We start from the raw sequence: 17,155 nt of genomic DNA, 5'->3' as shown, positions 1-17,155 counted from the left end.
CCATGCTTACGGACTTTCTATAAAAACTCTCAGGGGATGTTTTCTATGTCTACGCCATCTGCGCGTACTGGCGGTTCGCTTGACGCCATCTTTAAAATTTCGGCTCGCGGCAGCACCGTGCGTCAGGAAATCGTTGCCGGTCTGACCACGTTTCTGGCGATGGTTTACTCCGTCATTGTCGTTCCGGGTATGCTGGGTAAAGCGGGCTTCCCACCGGCGGCCGTCTTTGTTGCTACCTGTCTCGTGGCGGGCGTTGGCTCCATCGTGATGGGCCTGTGGGCGAACCTGCCGCTGGCAATCGGTTGTGCAATCTCGTTGACCGCCTTTACCGCTTTCAGCCTGGTTCTGGGTCAGCACATCAGCGTACCGGTTGCGCTCGGCGCCGTGTTCCTGATGGGGGTACTGTTTACCGTTATCTCCGCCACCGGCATCCGTAGCTGGATTTTGCGCAACCTGCCTCAGGGCGTGGCGCATGGCACCGGCATTGGTATCGGGCTGTTCCTGCTGCTGATTGCCGCAAACGGCGTCGGCCTGGTGATCAAGAACCCGCTGGACGGTCTGCCGGTGGCGTTGGGTCATTTCGCGAGCTTCCCGGTCATTATGTCCCTGATCGGTCTGGCGGTGATTATTGGTCTGGAAAAACTGAAAGTCCCGGGCGGCATTTTGCTGACCATTATCGGGGTGTCCATTGTTGGCCTGATTTTCGATCCTAACGTTCACTTCTCCGGGATTTTCGCCATGCCGTCGCTGAGCGATGACAAAGGCAACTCTCTGATTGGCAGTCTGGATATCATGGGGGCGTTGAACCCGGTGATCCTGCCAAGCGTGCTGGCGCTGGTGATGACCGCGGTGTTTGATGCAACGGGTACCATCCGTGCCGTCGCGGGTCAGGCGAACCTGCTGGATAAAGACGGTCAGATTATCGATGGCGGCAAAGCGCTGACCACCGACTCCCTGAGCAGCGTCTTCTCGGGTCTGGTGGGCGCGGCTCCGGCTGCGGTGTATATCGAGTCCGCTGCGGGTACGGCGGCAGGCGGTAAAACCGGCCTGACGGCCATTACCGTTGGCGTGCTGTTCCTGCTGATCCTGTTCCTCTCTCCACTCTCCTACCTGGTGCCGGCCTACGCGACCGCACCTGCGCTGATGTACGTTGGTCTGCTGATGCTGAGCAACGTGGCGAAAATCGATTTTGCTGATTTTGTGGATGCGATGTCAGGCCTTATCACGGCGGTCTTTATCGTGCTGACCTGTAATATCGTGACCGGCATCATGATCGGTTTCGCGTCGCTGGTGATTGGGCGTCTGGTCTCCGGCGAGTGGCGCAAGCTGAACATCGGCACCGTTGTGATTGCCGTCGCGCTGGTGGCGTTTTACGCGGGCGGCTGGGCAATCTAAGTTGTCCATTGATGCGAAAACGGGTGGCTCAGGCCGCCCGTTTTTATTTTCAGGACTCATCCCGTTGTCTTTTGCGTTACTCTGGGGAAGATAGAATAACAGGCACGACGCCTTAGGTTTGGCTTTTAAGAAACACAGCAAACAGGGAACGCATGGAAATCTTCTTCACAATACTCATCATGACTCTTGTGGTCTCGCTATCCGGGGTAGTCACACGCGTACTGCCCTTTCAGGTCCCCCTGCCATTAATGCAAATTGCCATCGGCGCGCTGCTGGCGTGGCCGACGTTTGGCCTGCACGTGGAGTTCGACCCCGAACTGTTCCTCGTGTTGTTTATTCCGCCGCTGCTGTTTGCCGATGGCTGGAAAACGCCCACGCGTGAATTCCTTGAACACGGGCGAGAGATATTAGGTCTGGCGCTGGCGCTCGTGGTGGTCACGGTGGTTGGGATTGGCTTCCTGATCTACTGGGCGGTACCGGGCATTCCGTTAATTCCGGCCTTTGCGCTGGCCGCGGTACTGTCACCAACCGATGCCGTGGCGTTGTCCGGCATTGTCGGTGAAGGCCGTATTCCGAAGAAAATCATGGGGATTTTACAGGGTGAGGCGCTGATGAATGACGCCTCTGGCCTGGTTGCCCTGAAATTTGCCGTGGCCGTCGCGATGGGCACGATGATCTTTACCGTAGGCGGCGCGACCCTGGAATTCTTCAAGGTGGCGATTGGCGGTATCCTGGCCGGGTTTGTGGTGAGCTGGCTGTATGGTCGTTCGCTGCGCTTCCTCAGCCGCTGGGGCGGCGATGAACCGGCGACACAGATTGTGCTGCTGTTCCTTCTGCCGTTTGCCTCTTACCTGATTGCCGAGCATATCGGCGTGTCGGGCATTCTGGCGGCGGTAGCGGCAGGGATGACCATCACCCGCTCCGGCGTAATGCGCCGCGCGCCGCTGGCCATGCGCCTGCGTGCAAACAGCACCTGGGCGATGCTGGAATTTGTCTTTAACGGGATGGTGTTCCTGCTCCTGGGCCTGCAGTTGCCGGGCATCATGGAATCCTCGCTGGTGGCGGCCGAGGCCGACCCGAACGTCGAAACGTGGATGTTGTTCACCGATATCGTGCTGATCTACATGGCGCTGATGCTGGTGCGTTTCGGCTGGCTGTGGACGATGAAAAAATTCAGCATGCGCTTCCTGACGAAAAAACCGATGGAGTTCGGCTCGTGGACCACGCGGGAGCTGCTGATTGCTTCTTTTGCTGGCGTTCGCGGGGCGATTACGCTTGCCGGTGTGCTGTCCATTCCGCTGCTGCTGCCCACGGGCGATGTCTTCCCGGCGCGCTATGAACTGGTGTTCCTGGCGGCAGGGGTGATTCTGTTCTCACTGTTTGTCGGCGTGATAATGCTGCCTCTTCTGCTGCAGCATATTGAGACGGGTGACTCGACTCAGCAGCATAAAGAGGAGCGTATTGCCCGCGCGGCGACCGCCGAAGTGGCGATTGTGGCCATTCAGAAGATGGAAGAACGTCTTGCGGCGGACACGGAAGAGAACATCGACAACCAGCTGCTGACTGAAGTGAGTTCGCGCGTGATTGGTAACCTGCGTCGTCGTGCCGATGGCCGCAACGATGTGGAAAGTTCGCTGCAGGAGGAGAACCTGGAGCGCCGGTTCCGTCTGGCGGCGCTGCGCTCAGAGCGTGCCGAGCTGTACCATCTGCGCGCCACGCGGCAAATCAGCAATGAGACGCTGCAAAAACTGCTGCACGATCTGGATTTGCTGGAAGCCTTGCTGATAGAGAATCAGTAGTCCGTGCGGGCTGATGCCCTCACCCTGACCCTCTCCGCCCGGAGAGGGTCAGGGGACCCAAAACCCTTCACAGCATTTCAGCCACGCCTGCGCGCTGTGCGATAAATAAACCCCTTCGCGCCAAATCATCCCTAACTGCCAGTGCAAATCGCTTTCCAGCGGGATCCAGCGCAGGGTATTTTTATCGAGCCTTTCGCAAATCGGCTGCGGCAATATCGCAATGCCGACGCCAGCCTGCACCATCGCGGCCAGAAAATCCCACTGCCCGCTGCGCACCGCAATGCGCGGCTTCACGTTGTGTTGATTAAACAGCGCCATCAGCTGGCGGCTGAGGGCGAAATCTTCGTTGTAAATCAGCAGCGGGTGTTCACCGAGCCGTTCGGGTTTCACCGTGTCGACCTTCAGCCAGTCACCAGAGCGGGGTACCAGCACGCACAGCGGGTGGCTAAAGAGCGGCAGCGTCGCCAGACCGCTCTCTTCCTCCACGGGGAGGGCGGTCATGGCGACATCCAGCTCGCCGTTGGTGACCGCCTGTTGAACCGTTAAGCCGCCAAACTCGGAAATCTTCAGCTCAACGCCGGGATAACGCTGGCGAAACAGGCTGATGGGGCCGGCCATCATCATCCCAACCATCGGCGGGATGCCGAGGCGCAGCAGCCCTTTTGTCAGGTGATTGATATCGTCAAGCTCCGCTTCCAGCTGACGGAACTCCGCCAGGATCGCCAGCCCGCGTTCAAAGACGACCCGCCCGGTATCGGTCAGCAGCAGCTTGCGTCCGTCGCGGATAAGCAGGGTGCAGTTCAGTTCATCTTCGAGGTTTTTCAGCATCTTGCTGATGGTAGGTTGGGTGACAAACAACTTCTCCGCTGCGCGGGTAAAACTTTGCTGACGAACCACTTCGACAAAATAGCGCAGCGTTCTTATGTCCATGATTATTCCTCGGAACTATACCTTTGATGATTTTAATTCATTTCAGTCCATTACGTGCGCTCACTATACTGGCGCCTCGTCTCATTTTTGAGGAAAACCCCCATGGCCATGGCGTTAAGCCGTGTTACGCCTGCCGTTGTGCAACGACTTCAGGTACCGGTTCAGGTACTGCTTTATGCGGGACTGTTTGTTTTCGCGGAATATCTTGTCAACTGGTTGCATCTGCCGCTGCCTGCCAACCTGGTCGGAATGGTACTGATGCTGACGCTTATCCTCTGCCGCGTTATCCCCCTCAACTGGGTACGCGCCGGCGCGCGCTGGCTGCTGGCGGAGATGCTGCTGTTCTTTGTGCCTGCCGTGGTCGCGGTGGTGAACTATGCGCAACTGCTGAGGGTAGATGGCTGGCGCATCTTCGCGGTCATTGCGCTGAGCACGCTGATGGTGCTGGGGGCCACCGCCTGGGTGGTTGATAAAGTGTATCGGTTTGAAATCAGCAGGCAAAAGCATGACTAACTTCCAGATAAGCGTGTTGTGCCTGATTGCCACCCTGGCGATCTACTTTGCCAATAAACGGCTGTATCGCCGTTTTCACGCGCTGCCGCTGATGCCGCTGGTCTTTACGCCGATCCTGCTGGTCCTGATGCTGGTCGTCGGGCATATCTCCTGGCAGAACTACATTGGGGAATCCCACTGGCTGCTGTGGCTACTGGGGCCTGCGACCATTGCCTTTGCGGTACCGGTGTATGACAACCTGGCGATCATCAAACGCCACTGGATGTCGCTCAGCGCTGGCGTGATCACGGCCACGGTGGTGGCGGTCTGCAGTTCCGTCTGGCTGGCCCGGCTGTTTACGCTGCCCGATGAAATTCAGCGCAGCCTGGCCGTCCGTTCGGTCACCACCCCGTTTGCGCTGGCCGCGGCCAAGCCGCTCGGTGGACAGCCGGATCTGGTCGCGTTATTTGTGGTCGTGACGGGTGTCTTCGGGATGGCGGTTGGCGACATGCTTTTTTTGCGGCTGTCGATCCGTGAAGGAATGGCGAAAGGGGCGGGATTTGGCGCGGCATCGCACGGTGCGGGAACGGCACGTTCGTATGAACTCGGGCAGCAGGAAGGGGTGGTGGCAAGCCTGGTGATGATGCTCTCGGGCGTGGTGATGGTACTGATTGCACCGCTGGTGGCGTGGGTGATGTTCTGATTTCCCCGGCCAGTAAGGCCGGGGAGACGAGGTTAGTGCGCGCGGCCTTGCTCGACGCCCAGACCCGTTTGTGAGCGGATAAACTGGGCGCGGAATTTCTCACGCTCCAGGTTACCTTCCGGCGAGTTATCGGTCGCGGAGAAGACCCAGATACCAATAAACGCCACGGCAATGGAGAACAGCGCCGGGTATTCATACGGGAAGATAGCGCTTTCGTGACCGAGGATCTGTACCCAAATCGTCGGGCCAAGGACCATCAGAATCACTGCCGTCAAAAGCCCCAGCCAGCCGCCAATCATCGCCCCACGGGTGGTCAGTTTTGACCAGTACATGGAGAGCAGGATGATAGGGAAGTTACAGCTTGCCGCAATGGAGAAGGCCAGCCCCACCATAAAGGCGATGTTCTGCTTCTCGAACAAAATCCCCAGCAGAATAGCGACCACGCCCAGCACCAGCACGGTGATTTTCGAGACTTTCAACTCATCACGCTCGCTTGCCCCTTTGCGGATAACGTTGGCATAGAGGTCGTGCGATACCGCAGACGCGCCCGCCAGCGTCAGCCCGGCAACCACCGCGAGGATGGTGGCGAAGGCCACGGCCGAGATAAAGCCAAGGAACAGGTTACCGCCTACCGCGTCGGCCAGATGCACTGCCGCCATGTTGTTACCGCCAATCAGCCCGCCCGCCGCGTCTTTAAACGCGGGATTTGCCCCCACCAGCATGATGGCGCCAAAACCAATGATAAAGGTCAGGATGTAGAAGTAACCCATAAAGCCCGTGGCGTAGAAGACGCTCTTGCGCGCTTCACGCGCATCGCTCACGGTGAAGAAACGCATCAGGATGTGTGGCAAGCCAGCCGTACCAAACATCAGACCCAGACCGAGCGAAAGCGCAGAAATAGGGTCTTTCACCAGCCCGCCAGGGCTCATGATCGCTTCCCCTTTCGGGTGTACCGCCATCGCTTCAGTGAACAGATTATTGAAGCTGAACCCGACGTGTTTCATGACCATAAAGGCCATAAAGCTGGCGCCGAACAGCAGCAGGACCGCTTTGATGATTTGCACCCAGGTCGTGGCCAGCATGCCGCCGAACAGGACGTACATCACCATCAGCACACCCACCAGCACCACCGCGATGTGGTAGTTCAGGCCGAACAGCAGTTCGATCAATTTACCCGCGCCGACCATCTGCGCAATCAGATACAGCGCGACCACCACCAGCGAGCCGCAGGCGGAGAGGGTACGAATCGGCCCCTGCTTCAGCCGGTAGGATGCCACGTCTGCGAAGGTATAGCGGCCCAGGTTGCGCAAGCGTTCTGCGATCAGGAACAAAATAATCGGCCAGCCCACGAGGAAGCCGAGGGAGTAAATCAGACCATCGTAGCCTGAGGTGTACACCAGCGCGGAGATGCCGAGGAAGGAGGCGGCGGACATAAAGTCGCCAGCAATCGCCAGCCCGTTCTGAAAACCGGTAATGTTGCCGCCTGCGGTGTAGTAATCATTACGGGAGCGCACGCGTTTCGAGGCCCAGTACGTGATGTACAGCGTCAGCAGCACGAAAATCAGAAACATGATAATCGCCTGCCAGTTGGTTGGCTGGCGCTGTACCTCGCCGGTGATGGCATCAGCGGCGTTGGCGGCAAAGGGAAGTGTGGCGGCAAGCGCCGTCAGGACTCTCTTCATGATGCTTTTACCTCTGCCAGGACTGCTCTGTTAAGACGATCGAATTCGCCATTGGCGCGCCAGACGTACACGCCGGTCAGCACAAACGAAATGATTATTACGCCAATCCCAATCGGAATTCCGCGCGTGACGCTGGTGCCTGCGTGCAGCGGCGTACCGAGCCAGTGTGGGGCAAAGGCAATCAGCAGAATAAAGCCGACGTAAATAATCAGCATGATGATGGAAAGTAAGAAGGCAAACCGTTGCCGTTTATCCACGAGCTCCCTGTAGTGCGCACTATTCTCTATCTGCTGACAAATATCGTTATTCATCAGAGGTCTCCAGAAGTATTTATAGGGGAGGTTTTTTTATTCCCTCTCCCGGGGGGAGAGGGGAGATCGCGTTACGATGGCATTGCGATGGACTGCTTCTCTTCGAGCAGTTTTTCCACCACGCCAGGATCGGCAAGCGTTGAGGTATCACCGAGGTTGCTGGTGTCACCGGCTGCGATTTTGCGCAATATGCGGCGCATAATTTTGCCTGAGCGGGTTTTCGGCAGAGAGTCGGTCCAGTGCAGCACGTCCGGCGTGGCAAGCGGGCCAATCTCTTTACGTACCCAGTTGCGCACCTCGGCATACAGCTCTGGTGACGGCTCTTCGCCATGATTCAGCGTGACGTAGGCGTAAATCGCCTGGCCTTTAATGTTGTGTGGGATCCCAACGACGGCGGCTTCGGCGATCTTCGGATGAGATACCAGCGCGGATTCAATCTCCGCGGTACCCAGACGGTGGCCGGAGACGTTCAGCACGTCGTCCACGCGCCCGGTTATCCAGTAATAACCGTCCTCGTCACGCCGGGCGCCGTCACCGCTAAAGTACATGTTTTTAAAGGTCGAGAAGTAGGTCTGCTCAAAGCGCTCGTGGTCGCCGAACAGGGTACGCGCCTGGCCCGGCCAGGAATCGGTGATCACCAGATTGCCTTCGGTGGCCCCGTCCAGCGGATTGCCTTCGTTATCCACCAGCGCAGGTTGTACGCCGAAGAACGGTTGAGTTGCTGAACCGGCTTTTAACTGCGTCGCACCCGGCATAGGGGTGATCATAAAGCCGCCGGTTTCGGTCTGCCACCAGGTGTCCATTACCGGACATTTTTCGTTGCCGATTTTCTTCCAGTACCACTCCCAGGCTTCCGGGTTGATGGGCTCGCCAACGGAACCGAGGATGCGCAGCGAAGAGCGGTCAGTGCCTTCAATGGCCTTATCGCCTTCCGCCATTAATGCGCGGATCGCCGTTGGGGCGGTATAGAGAATATTGACCTTGTGTTTGTCGACCACCTGACACATGCGTGCCGGCGTTGGCCAGTTCGGTACGCCTTCAAACATCAGCGTAGTGGCACCACAGGCCAGCGGGCCGTAAAGCAGGTAGCTGTGACCGGTGACCCAACCCACGTCGGCAGTACACCAGTAAATGTCGCCCGGATGGTAGTCGAATACGTACTTGAAGGTGGTAGCGGCATAGACCAGATAGCCGCCGGTGGTGTGCAACACGCCTTTCGGTTTGCCGGTTGAGCCGGAGGTGTAAAGAATAAACAGCGGGTCTTCCGCGTTCATCTCTTCCGGCTGATGTTGGTCGCTGGCTTTTTCAATCAGATCGCTCCACCACAGGTCGCGTCCTTCATTCCAGTCGATCTTGCCGCCGGTACGCTTGAGAACGATGACGTTGCTGACAGTTTTCACGTTCGGATTTTTCAGCGCTTCATCGACGTTTTTCTTCAGGGGAATGCCACGGCCAGCGCGCACGCCTTCATCGGCCGTGATCACCAGTTTCGAGCTGGAATCGACAATACGTCCGGCTACCGCTTCCGGTGAGAAGCCGCCAAAAATCACCGAGTGAATCGCACCGATGCGCGCGCAGGCCAGCATGGCTACCGCCGCTTCAGGCACCATTGGCATATAGATAGCCACCACGTCGCCTTTTTTAATGCCCCTTTCCAGCAGAACGTTGGCAAAGCGGCACACGTCGCGGTGCAGTTCTTTATATGTAATGTGTTTGCTTTGAGAGGCGTCGTCGCCCTCCCAGATAATGGCCGTTTCATTACCGCGTTCGGCAAGGTGGCGGTCAAGACAGTTTGCTGCCAGGTTCAGCGTGCCGTCTTCGTACCATTTAATGGAGACGTTGCCGGGCGCAAAGGAGGTGTTCTTCACCTTCTGATAAGGTTTAATCCAGTCAAGAATATGGCCCTGCTCACCCCAGAAGACGTCCGGGCTGGAGACGGATTGCTGATACTTCTCGTGGTACTGCTCCGGGTTTATCAGGCAACGGTCCGCAATGTTTGCGGGAATGTCGTGTTTATGTACTTGGCTCATGGCTTTTTTTCTCCTTGTAAGATGTTAATAATATGTCGCAAAAACGTTAATAGTAGGGGCTTTACAAGCTTTGTTTATTATTTGGGCTACAGATCACGCATTGTTTGAAGAGTATGAAAAATGAGCGAATGAAACTTTGAAGGAAAATAATTCACCGTGCCGATTATTCACAATTTCGATTAAAAAAGCCTTTTTATAACAAAAAGTTATTGATGGGAATTGTGACAAACTCACGTCATGACCGCTTTTTGCAGCGAAATGTGCCGTTCTTTAAGGCTTGCGCAACATGCCGCGCAAATGATACTCATACGCCGCGTTAAAAAATCCCATAAACCAACGCAACACAATTCATACCCTTTCAGTATGTATCCATATTCATGCAGTTTATGTGAATAGGGCGCTTCATTGAGGAAGTCAGTTTCTATGAAAAACGTTAAAGTCAGCCTGGCCTGGCAAATCTTGCTAGCCCTTGTGCTGGGTATCCTGCTGGGTAGCTACCTGCATTATCACAGCGACAGCCGCGAGTGGCTGATTGCGAACCTGCTCTCCCCGGCAGGAGATATCTTTATTCATCTGATCAAGATGATTGTCGTACCGATTGTTATCTCAACGCTGGTCGTCGGCATTGCCGGTGTGGGGGATGCAAAACAGTTAGGCCGTATCGGCGCGAAGACAATTCTTTATTTCGAAGTGATCACGACGATTGCCATCATTCTGGGCATCACACTGGCGAACGTGTTCCAGCCAGGGTCCGGGATCGATATGTCGCAGCTGGCGACGGTGGATATTTCGAAATATCAAAGCACTACCGCGGAAGTACAGAGCCACGCGCATGGCCTGATGGGAACCATCCTTTCGCTGGTGCCGACCAACATCGTGGCTTCCATGGCGAAGGGCGAGATGCTGCCGATCATCTTCTTCTCGGTGTTGTTTGGTCTGGGCCTCTCCTCCCTGCCTGCCACGCACCGTGAACCGCTGGTTACCGTGTTCCGCTCAATTTCTGAAACCATGTTCAAAGTGACTCACATGGTGATGCGCTACGCGCCGGTTGGGGTGTTTGCGCTTATCGCGGTAACCGTGGCGAACTTCGGTTTCGCCTCCCTGTGGCCGCTGGCGAAGCTGGTGATTCTGGTTCACTTCGCCATCCTGTTCTTCGCGCTGGTGGTGCTGGGAATTGTGGCGCGCCTGTGTGGGCTGAGCATCTGGATCCTGATCCGTATTCTCAAAGATGAGTTGATTCTCGCGTACTCCACGGCAAGCTCTGAAAGCGTACTGCCGCGTATTATCGAGAAGATGGAGGCCTACGGCGCGCCGGCGTCGATTACCAGCTTTGTGGTGCCAACCGGCTACTCCTTTAACCTGGACGGCTCAACGCTGTACCAGAGTATTGCGGCTATCTTTATTGCTCAGCTGTACGGCATTGACCTGTCTCTGTGGCAGGAGATCGTGCTGGTGCTGACCCTGATGGTGACCTCAAAAGGCATCGCAGGCGTACCTGGCGTCTCCTTTGTCGTCCTGCTGGCCACCCTGGGCAGCGTAGGGATCCCGCTGGAAGGTCTGGCGTTTATCGCCGGTGTCGACCGTATCCTCGACATGGCGCGTACGGCGCTGAACGTGGTGGGTAACGCCCTGGCGGTGCTGGTTATCGCTAAGTGGGAGCACAAATTCGACCGTAAAAAAGCGCTGGCGTATGAACGCGAAGTGCTGGGTCGTTTTGATAAGACCGCAGACCAGTAAAATAAAAAGGCCGGGGTTAACCCGGCCTTTTCGCATTCCCTCTCTGTCCAAAAGAGAGGGCCGTGTAAGAGGCTTTACTCCCCACTCAACGCGTCAAATTCTTCACATCCCGTATCAAACCCTTCGGTACAGCTCAGGTTCAGCCAGTAGAGCGCTTTCTGCTTATTCGGCGTTATAAAGCCTTTCTCGCCCTGATGGAACAGCATTCCGGCCCAGTACTCCGCGTAACCCGTACGCGAAAGGGAGGAGCTGCGTTTGAACCACGACGCGGCTTTGACGTCGTCCTGCACCACCTCAACGCCGTTGGCATAAATCATCCCCAGCAGCATTTGCGCATCCACCGCGGAATCGTTGTCGATATCTTCGGTTGCCGTTTGCAGCAGTGCGATGGCCTGTGGGTAGTCAGTTTTCCCTGCCTGGGTGTTGACCAGCACGCGTGCCAGCATAATTGCGCCGCGTTTACTGCCGGCGATAGTGGCCTGCTGCGCCAGCGCTTTGGCCTGCGCGTAATCGCCCTGTGTAAACTGGATTTGCGATAACAACGCCATGGCGTCGACATCGCCCCCTTTTGCTGCTTTCTCTGCCCACTGCGCGGCCTGCTTGCTGTCGCCGGAACTGAAGTAGGTATCGGCAAGGTAATACTGGGCGCGGGCGTCACCCGCTTCCGCCTGTTGCTTGTACTGGCTGCCAATCTCATCCGCGTGGACGAGTGACGTAAAAAATAACAACATCAGAAAAATTGATTTCATGGATTCTTATCATCTGGGTACACGCCGCGCAGTATAATCGTCGTCGCAGAAGAAAAAAACGGGCGCGGTAAAGGTGAATGAACATTTCCCGGTGTCCGCCGCGTTTCGTCTCACAATAATGCTTGTGAAAGAGGGCATTAGATGCTCGCGGGGGAGATTCTCTCACTGAATTAAAATACAAAGCCGGGTATTTATTTCGGTGCTAATGACATTATTGCTGCGGGGCAGCGTGCACAATATATATTGATAATATAAATAGCTTATTAAGAAATAAAAAAGGGGTGAATAAGTCACCCCCTTTTATTCATCGATTAATTAACGGCATTAACCCAACGCGCTTTCACGCAGTCTGGCTTTCAGCTTGCTATATTCGTCAATCACATACTGTTCCGCGGCGTGCTGGTCAGCAATCGGCTCCACGCGTACGGCGCAGTACTTATACTCCGGCGTTTTGGTTATCGGGCTTAAGTTCTCCGTCACCAGTTCGTTGCAGGCACCAATCCACCACTGGTAGGTCATATAGACCGCCCCTTTGTTAGGTCGGTCGCTGACCTGCGCACGGGTAATGATGCGTCCTTTACGCGAGTGCACCCAGATCAGGGCTTCATCTTCAATGCCCAGACGCTCTGCGTCAGCGGTGTTGATCTGCGCATAGCCCGGTTCATCCGCCAGTGCCGCCAGCGCAGCGCAGTTACCGGTCATCGAACGACAGGAGTAGTGGCCCACTTCACGCACGGTAGAGAGCACCATCGGATACTCATCGGTGAGTTTATCGATTGGCGCGACCCAGTCGCAGGTGAAGAACTGCGCCAGTCCGTTCGTGGTGTCGAACTTCTCTTTAAAGAGATACGACGTGCCCTGATCGGCCTCTGACTCATCGCGGCACGGCCACTGGATATACCCCAGTTCACCCATTTTCTCATAGGTGGCACCGGTGAAGTCCGGACACAGTTTGCGCAACTCGTCCCAGATTTCCTGAGTGTTGTTGTAGTGCATCGGATAACCCATGCGGGTGGCGATTTCGCTGATGATCTGCCAGTCGGTTTTCAGATCCCACTTCGGCTCCACCGCTTTGAAGAAGCGCTGGAAGCCGCGGTCTGCCGCCGTATAAACACCTTCATGCTCGCCCCATGACGTTGACGGTAAAATCACATCCGCCGCCGCCGCGGTTTTGGTCATAAAGATATCCTGGACAATCACCAGTTCGAGATCCTCAAAGCCTTTACGCACCGCTGACAGCTCGGCGTCGGTTTGCAGCGGATCTTCACCCATAATGTAGGCGGCACGCACTTCACCGTGCGCCGCACGGTGCGGCAGCTCGCTGATGCGATACCCGGTATGTTCCGGCAGGCTCTCCACGCCCCAGGCCTTCGCGAATTTCTCCCGATTTTCCGGGAATTTAACGTACTGATAGCCCGGATAGGTATCCGGCAGTGCGCCCATGTCACACGCACCCTGCACGTTATTCTGACCACGTACCGGGTTCACGCCCACATGCGGTTTGCCCAGATTTCCGGTCAGCATCGCGAGGCTTGTCAGGGAGCGTACGGTTTCCACGCCCTGATAGAACTGGGTGACGCCCATGCCCCACAAAATGGCCGCGGTTTTCGCACCGGCGTACATCCGCGCTGCCTGGCGGATCTCTTGCGCGCTTACGCCGGTTATCGCTTCGACGGACTCCGGCGTGTAGCCTTCGACAATTTTCCGATACTCGTCAAACCCTTCCGTACGGGTCGCGACGAACGCCTGGTCGTAGAGATTCTCCTCAATAATGACGTGGCCCATCGCATTCAACAGCGCGATATTCGAGCCGTTTTTCAGTGCAATGTGCATATCCGCAATACGTGCCGTTTCAATTTTGCGCGGATCGCAGACGATGATTTTCGCCCCATTCTGTTTGGCGCGAATCACGTGGTTCGCGACGATAGGGTGAGAATCCGCCGGGTTATAGCCAAAAATAAACACGAGATCGGTGTTATCTATCTCGTTGATCGCATTACTCATAGCGCCGTTACCGACCGACTGGTGCAGACCTGCAACCGATGGGCCGTGTCAGACGCGAGCGCAGCAGTCGACGTTATTGGTACCAATAACGGCGCGCGCGAATTTTTGCATTACATAGTTGGTTTCATTACCGGTACCGCGTGAAGAGCCGGTAGTCTGGATCGCATCCGGGCCATACTTGGCTTTGATGGCGCTCAGGCGCGTGGCGACATAATCCAGCGCCTCGCTCCAGGAAACGGCTTCCAGCTTGCCACCGCGCTCGCGGCGGATCATAGGGGTTTTCAGGCGTGGGGTAAGGATTTGGGTATCGTTAATAAAATCCCAGCCGTAGTAGCCTTTCAGGCACAGCTTGCCCTGGTTGGTTTTCCCCTGGGCGGCCTCCGCCCGGACGATTTTGCCGTTATCGACCACCAGGTTGATCTTGCAACCCGAGGCACAATAAGGGCAAACCGTGACGACTTTTTTCATCAGTCTGCTCCAGTTAATCAATGCTTACGCCCCACTATGCAGCTTCTATGCCATGTTTTTATTGTGGGTATCCGCAGACTTTACGGCCAACAGAGGGGCAAAACCCTGACGAAAAACAGCGAATCGTCAAAATTGACGTGTCGAATGGGCAGTGGATGTGACATGGGTTGTAATTCCGTCATGTAAAAGTCAAATTGGCTGGAGCCGACGGCAGAATAGTTCAGACTTAACATAATCCCCTGATGGAAGCATGCGATGAAACCGGCGATTCTGGTGGTTGATGACGATACCGCAGTCTGCGAGCTGCTGCAGGATGTGCTGAGTGAGCACGTCTTTAGCGTGCTTGTCTGCCATAACGGCCAGGACGCGCTGAGTCTGGTTCAGCATGAGCCACACATCGCCCTTGTCCTGCTGGATATGATGCTGCCGGATATCAACGGCCTGCAGGTATTACTGCACCTGCAAAAGCAACGTCCGGAGCTGCCGGTGGTGATGCTGACCGGGCTGGGCAGTGAGTCAGACGTGGTGGTGGGGCTGGAGATGGGGGCCGACGATTATATTGGCAAACCGTTTAACCCGCGCGTGGTGGTTGCCCGGGTTAAAGCCGTGCTTCGCCGTACCGGGGCGCTGGCCGCAGACACCCCGGTGCCACGCGTGGCGGGCGTGACGTTCAATGGCTGGACGCTGGATACCTCCCGCTGTGAACTCAGCGATCCGCAGCGTAACCCCGTACCGTTGACCCAGGGAGAATATGGTCTGCTGCTGGCGCTCACCCAGAACGCCCGGCGGGTGCTCAGCCGGGAACAACTGCTCGAGCTGACGCACAGCGAAAGTGCCGAGGTGTTCGACCGCACAATCGATGTGTTGATCATGCGCCTGCGCCGTAAAATAGAAGCCAACCCGCATCAGCCCGCACTCATTAAAACCGTCCGGGGGCTGGGCTACGTCTTTGCTGCCGATGTGTCTCACAGCGAGAAAGCGGCTTAAATATTCTCTTTGATAAACTGCTGCAACTCGGCCAGCGTTTTTGCCCCATCAATGGCGTTCGCAGCCAGCAGGCTTGCCCGCGCGCAGGCATGGGCCAGATAAATACTCTCGACCAGCGGCAACGCTTCATGGCAGCCGTATAAGAAGCCTGCGCAGAAGGCATCACCCGCTCCGACGCTGCCGATAATCTCTTCCCGCTCCAGCAACCAGGAGGGGATCCAGCGTCCTTCATCGTCCGGTGTTAACCCCCACGCCCCTTCCGGACAGTGGATCACCACCCGCTGACGCACGCCAGCCGTCAGAAGCTGTGAGGCGGCTTCCGCGATATGGGCAATGTGCGGGGCATCGTTCTCGTCGCGCATTTCCAGCCCGCTAAACTCGGCGGCTTCCAGTTCGTTGATGACCAGATAATCAAGATGGCGCAGGGCAGGGAGGACCAGCGGCTGATAGCGCGGGTCACCCTTTCGCGAGACCAGATCGAGCGAGGTTTCATACCCCTGATCGCGCATCTGGGCCAGCAGCCGTGCGCTGCGGGTGCCGTACTCGTCATCGGGCATATCCAGGCTGTCGAGCAGTAACAGGTAGCCGAGATGGAAAATCTTCATCGCGCCGTCGAGGCGGTCGAAGGCGGGCAGATCCAGAAGACGGTTGGCGCCCGGGGAGTGGAAAAAAGTGCGCTGCCCGCTGGGGTCGGTCATAACCTGCGACATAGAGGTTGGCGCAAAAGTCGTGCGCTGCACCCGCTGGCGGTTGACGTGATACTGATCGAGCATCGCCAGGATGTAATCGCCGTCGCTATCTTCGCCAATCAGGCCGACGGCCTGCAGCGGCAGGCCAACGTGCATTTTGGCCAGCGTCAGCAGGACGTTCAGCGGCGCACCGCCGGTTGAACGTTCGCTGTGGGTAATCTCCGCCAGCCAGCCGCGTTCCGGCCATTGCACAATCTGGTGGAGGTGATCCACCAGCATATTGCCGGCGGCGATAATCCCTTTACGTTCCATTATGCCTGCCCCGCGCTGCCAAAGATGCGCATTTGCGCGGCGACCGTATCGGTAATCGCCTCCTCTATGCCCAGCAACAGTTCTGCAAATTCATCGTACAGAGGCAGACGTTTTGCCATCCGTTGCTCAACGGCAGAGAGCGCGGCCTGTGACATGCCGGTATAAAAGTTGATTTTATGGATCCCCAGCTCGATGGCGCGACGAAAATCGGCATCGCTGATGCCGGAGCCGCCGTGTAAGACCAACGGCAGGCCGGTCTGCTGGCGAATGGCGTCCAGACGAGGGAAATCGAGTTTTGGCTCGCCTTTGTATTTACCGTGCGCGTTGCCAATGGCGACCGCCAGCGCATCAATGCCGGTGGCATCGACAAACTCGCGTGCCCGCAGCGGGTCCGTAAACAATGCTTCATCCGCATGGCCATACAACGCGCCACCTTCGTCACCGCCTACCGCACCCAGCTCCGCTTCTACCGATACGCCAACCGCGTGGCACATCTTCACCACCTCCCGCGTCTGACGAATGTTTTCTTCATAGCTCAGGGTGGAGCCATCAAACATCACGGAGCTGAAGCCTACGCGCAGCGCACGTACCACCGCCTCGAAATGCAGGCCGTGATCGAGGTTGAGCACCACCGGAATATCATGACGGGCGGCTTCAAACCTGACCGCTTCGACCAGCGACTCCAGGGAGACATACTTAAAGTGGACTTCCGCAATATTAATGATAAACGGCGAGCGTTCCTGTTTCGCGGCAGCAAACAGCGCGCGCAAAAAATGGGAGTCGAGAACGTTAAACGCGCCGAGCGCGTAGCGGTGTTTCCTGGCGTGCTCAAGACCGTCGGCAAGAGAAATCAATGGCATTATTTAC

General features: G+C 56.6%; 14 protein-coding genes. 6 read left to right on the top strand and 8 right to left on the bottom strand.

All coding sequences use genetic code 11. The annotated features are described in order from the left end of the window. The first annotated feature begins 45 nt into the window (after nucleotides 1-45). Together ghxP and QE396_RS15420 are read left to right on the top strand one after the other, a co-directional pair. Nucleotides 46-1,395, top strand: a complete 1,350-nt coding sequence (ghxP, locus tag QE396_RS15425) for a guanine/hypoxanthine transporter GhxP (protein ID WP_020882835.1) — start codon at nucleotides 46-48, stop codon at nucleotides 1,393-1,395. Nucleotides 1,396-1,547: 152 nt separating this feature from the next. Continuing rightward, a complete protein-coding gene (locus QE396_RS15420) occupies nucleotides 1,548-3,194 on the top strand; it encodes a Na+/H+ antiporter (protein WP_014168228.1) in 1,647 nt (548 codons plus the stop codon). 48 nt (nucleotides 3,195-3,242) lie between these two features. Here QE396_RS15420 and QE396_RS15415 read toward each other — a convergent pair whose 3' ends face one another. Beyond that, the gene (locus QE396_RS15415; protein WP_020882834.1) at nucleotides 3,243-4,124 is read right to left on the bottom strand and encodes a LysR family transcriptional regulator; all 882 of its coding nucleotides are present in this window, start codon (nucleotides 4,122-4,124) and stop codon (nucleotides 3,243-3,245) included. Between the two features lie 102 nt (nucleotides 4,125-4,226). On the opposite strand from QE396_RS15415, the gene QE396_RS15410 reads away from it, so the two are divergent. Further along, nucleotides 4,227-4,637: a CidA/LrgA family protein gene (locus tag QE396_RS15410; RefSeq protein WP_020882833.1), complete on the top strand. Its 411-nt coding sequence runs from the start codon at nucleotides 4,227-4,229 to the stop codon at nucleotides 4,635-4,637. Continuing rightward, the gene (locus tag QE396_RS15405) at nucleotides 4,630-5,319 is read left to right on the top strand and encodes an LrgB family protein (protein WP_020882832.1); all 690 of its coding nucleotides are present in this window, start codon (nucleotides 4,630-4,632) and stop codon (nucleotides 5,317-5,319) included. The genes QE396_RS15410 and QE396_RS15405 overlap by 8 nt, the downstream gene beginning before the upstream one ends. Nucleotides 5,320-5,351: 32 nt before the next feature. Here QE396_RS15405 and actP read toward each other — a convergent pair whose 3' ends face one another. The 3 genes from actP to acs form a co-directional block, all read right to left on the bottom strand. Continuing rightward, the gene (actP, locus tag QE396_RS15400) at nucleotides 5,352-7,001 is read right to left on the bottom strand and encodes a cation/acetate symporter ActP (RefSeq protein ID WP_014168232.1); all 1,650 of its coding nucleotides are present in this window, start codon (nucleotides 6,999-7,001) and stop codon (nucleotides 5,352-5,354) included. Then, the gene (locus QE396_RS15395) at nucleotides 6,998-7,312 is read right to left on the bottom strand and encodes a DUF485 domain-containing protein (protein ID WP_014168233.1); all 315 of its coding nucleotides are present in this window, start codon (nucleotides 7,310-7,312) and stop codon (nucleotides 6,998-7,000) included. The genes actP and QE396_RS15395 overlap by 4 nt, the downstream gene beginning before the upstream one ends. A gap of 71 nt (nucleotides 7,313-7,383) precedes the next feature. After that, the gene (acs, locus tag QE396_RS15390; RefSeq protein ID WP_020882831.1) at nucleotides 7,384-9,342 is read right to left on the bottom strand and encodes an acetate--CoA ligase; all 1,959 of its coding nucleotides are present in this window, start codon (nucleotides 9,340-9,342) and stop codon (nucleotides 7,384-7,386) included. A 423-nt stretch (nucleotides 9,343-9,765) separates the two neighbouring features. Here acs and gltP point away from each other — a divergent pair, with 423 nt between their 5' ends. Continuing rightward, nucleotides 9,766-11,079, top strand: a complete 1,314-nt coding sequence (gene gltP / locus QE396_RS15385; RefSeq protein ID WP_013095082.1) for a glutamate/aspartate:proton symporter GltP — start codon at nucleotides 9,766-9,768, stop codon at nucleotides 11,077-11,079. Between the two features lie 74 nt (nucleotides 11,080-11,153). Here the strand turns inward: gltP and QE396_RS15380 are convergent, their stop codons facing one another. Together QE396_RS15380 and fdhF are read right to left on the bottom strand one after the other, a co-directional pair. Further along, the gene (locus tag QE396_RS15380; RefSeq protein ID WP_309951664.1) at nucleotides 11,154-11,828 is read right to left on the bottom strand and encodes a tetratricopeptide repeat protein; all 675 of its coding nucleotides are present in this window, start codon (nucleotides 11,826-11,828) and stop codon (nucleotides 11,154-11,156) included. 324 nt (nucleotides 11,829-12,152) lie between these two features. Continuing rightward, on the bottom strand, nucleotides 12,153-14,300 hold the full coding sequence (fdhF, locus tag QE396_RS15375; protein ID WP_080127467.1) for a formate dehydrogenase subunit alpha: 2,148 nt from the start codon (nucleotides 14,298-14,300) through the stop codon (nucleotides 12,153-12,155). Nucleotides 14,301-14,555: 255 nt separating this feature from the next. Between fdhF and QE396_RS15370 the strand changes: the two genes are divergently transcribed. Beyond that, a complete protein-coding gene (locus QE396_RS15370; RefSeq protein WP_014168239.1) occupies nucleotides 14,556-15,287 on the top strand; it encodes a response regulator in 732 nt (243 codons plus the stop codon). Here the strand turns inward: QE396_RS15370 and QE396_RS15365 are convergent. Next, complete coding sequence (locus QE396_RS15365) at nucleotides 15,284-16,291, bottom strand: carbohydrate kinase family protein (RefSeq protein ID WP_309952645.1); 1,008 nt, start codon at nucleotides 16,289-16,291, stop codon at nucleotides 15,284-15,286. The genes QE396_RS15370 and QE396_RS15365 overlap by 4 nt on opposite strands. Continuing rightward, nucleotides 16,288-17,148 (bottom strand): ketose 1,6-bisphosphate aldolase, encoded by an 861-nt coding sequence (locus QE396_RS15360; protein ID WP_020882826.1) that lies wholly within the window; start codon nucleotides 17,146-17,148, stop codon nucleotides 16,288-16,290. The genes QE396_RS15365 and QE396_RS15360 overlap by 4 nt, the downstream gene beginning before the upstream one ends. Nucleotides 17,149-17,155 lie beyond the last annotated feature (7 nt).

The organism is Enterobacter sp. SORGH_AS_0287 (assembly GCF_031453695.1).
GTDB lineage: Bacteria > Pseudomonadota > Gammaproteobacteria > Enterobacterales > Enterobacteriaceae > Enterobacter > Enterobacter ludwigii.
Note: the sequence above shows the minus strand (reverse complement) of the source record. Positions and strands in the feature narration are given on the sequence as shown.

What these genes read in the sequence shown, in the direction of transcription:
- ghxP (WP_020882835.1), top strand. Translation starts at nt 46, where the DNA reads ATGTCTACGCCATCTGCGCGTACTGGCGGTTCGCTTGACGCCATCTTT.
- QE396_RS15420 (WP_014168228.1), top strand. Translation starts at nt 1,548, where the DNA reads ATGGAAATCTTCTTCACAATACTCATCATGACTCTTGTGGTCTCGCTA.
- QE396_RS15415 (WP_020882834.1), bottom strand. Translation starts at nt 4,124, where the DNA reads ATGGACATAAGAACGCTGCGCTATTTTGTCGAAGTGGTTCGTCAGCAA.
- QE396_RS15410 (WP_020882833.1), top strand. Translation starts at nt 4,227, where the DNA reads ATGGCCATGGCGTTAAGCCGTGTTACGCCTGCCGTTGTGCAACGACTT.
- QE396_RS15405 (WP_020882832.1), top strand. Translation starts at nt 4,630, where the DNA reads ATGACTAACTTCCAGATAAGCGTGTTGTGCCTGATTGCCACCCTGGCG.
- actP (WP_014168232.1), bottom strand. Translation starts at nt 7,001, where the DNA reads ATGAAGAGAGTCCTGACGGCGCTTGCCGCCACACTTCCCTTTGCCGCC.
- QE396_RS15395 (WP_014168233.1), bottom strand. Translation starts at nt 7,312, where the DNA reads ATGAATAACGATATTTGTCAGCAGATAGAGAATAGTGCGCACTACAGG.
- acs (WP_020882831.1), bottom strand. Translation starts at nt 9,342, where the DNA reads ATGAGCCAAGTACATAAACACGACATTCCCGCAAACATTGCGGACCGT.
- gltP (WP_013095082.1), top strand. Translation starts at nt 9,766, where the DNA reads ATGAAAAACGTTAAAGTCAGCCTGGCCTGGCAAATCTTGCTAGCCCTT.
- QE396_RS15380 (WP_309951664.1), bottom strand. Translation starts at nt 11,828, where the DNA reads ATGAAATCAATTTTTCTGATGTTGTTATTTTTTACGTCACTCGTCCAC.
- QE396_RS15370 (WP_014168239.1), top strand. Translation starts at nt 14,556, where the DNA reads ATGAAACCGGCGATTCTGGTGGTTGATGACGATACCGCAGTCTGCGAG.
- QE396_RS15360 (WP_020882826.1), bottom strand. Translation starts at nt 17,148, where the DNA reads ATGCCATTGATTTCTCTTGCCGACGGTCTTGAGCACGCCAGGAAACAC.